This window comes from Microcoleus sp. B6-A1, assembly GCF_036705085.1.
Taxonomy (GTDB): domain Bacteria; phylum Cyanobacteriota; class Cyanobacteriia; order Cyanobacteriales; family Microcoleaceae; genus Microcoleus.
This window is the reverse complement of sequence record NZ_JAUBTU010000198.1, coordinates 139-1264: the sequence shown is the minus strand read 5'-3', so window position 1 is coordinate 1264 and position 1126 is coordinate 139. Positions and strand designations below refer to the sequence as shown.

General features: G+C 44.4%; 1 protein-coding gene. It reads right to left on the bottom strand.

Features of this window, described 5'->3' with window-relative positions; all coding sequences use genetic code 11:
- Window positions 1-152: 152 nt before the first annotated feature.
- Window positions 153-941, bottom strand: a complete 789-nt coding sequence (locus QUB11_RS31170) for an ABC-2 family transporter protein (RefSeq protein ID WP_333207555.1) — start codon at window positions 939-941, stop codon at window positions 153-155.
- Between the last annotated feature and the right edge of the window lie 185 nt (window positions 942-1126).

Sequence of the window (1126 nt, the reverse complement as noted above, 5' to 3'; positions counted from 1 at the left end):
ACGGGCGGGACGCCCATCCCACAATAACAATTAAAATTGTAAGTTATTTAATTCGCGATCCTAAGTAGGGTGCGTCACGTAAGTCTTTATTGACAAAACGATTAATATTTTACTGTGATGCACCTTACAATTTGATAATTTTTAATGATTATTTAAGCGCCCATGCCGGAATACTGCTTCAAGCCCTGCCGCCAAAGCCAGCGATTCCACACAAAAAACACCGCACTCCAACCCAACATTACCAACAAACCGCGGCCTAAATCTACGGGCAATCCGATCAAGATAGAAGCGGGAAAATGAATCAAATAAGGAAACGGCGTCCACAAAACTACTTCGCGCACGGGTGCAGGAAACACTTGTAGCGGCGCGATAAGTCCCGATAAAAACAGGTAAATTAGAAACCAGAATTGCTCGATCGCACTTGCCCTTTCCAGCCAAAAAGCAAACAGCGCAAAGGTATACTGGATCAAGAACCGCAAGCAAAAAGCCAAGACGATAACCAACAAAAACAGCAAAAACCTGCCCAAACTCGGCAGCCAAAAAGACTGCGGGTAAAGTGCAAAAAACAGCAGCGCTAATCCGCATACAAACGGCAGCCTCGCAAACCTTTCGGAAACGTGAGAGGCAAAGTGATGCCATACGGGATCGAGAGGCTGCAACAATCTATTAGATAGCCTGCCTTGCACTACTTCCTTTTCAAACTCCCAAATCACCCAAACTACATTTGTTTGCCTGACAATGAAAGCGGCTAAAAAATAACGGGCAAAGTCGATCGAATTCAGCCCAAATTGACCAGTTTCAGCCGCCTGCATCCAGACGCCCATCAAGATAAACGGCAAAGCTCCCGACAGGGCCCACAAAAACAATTCCGCCCGGTATTCGAGCATATAAGCATAGTAGGTAACTAGCAAAGTTTTAGCAATTTTGATGGCTTTTGTCATATCAATTGTAGATTTAATTTTTCGGTGTTAGCAACGGGCAAGATGCCCGTTCCACAAAACATTGAAACTTTAGTGGAACAGGCATCTTGCCTGTTCAATTTTTCGGTATTAGCAACGGGCAAGATGCCCGTTCCACAAAACATTGAAACTTTAGTGGAACAGGCATCTTGCCTGTTCAATTTTTC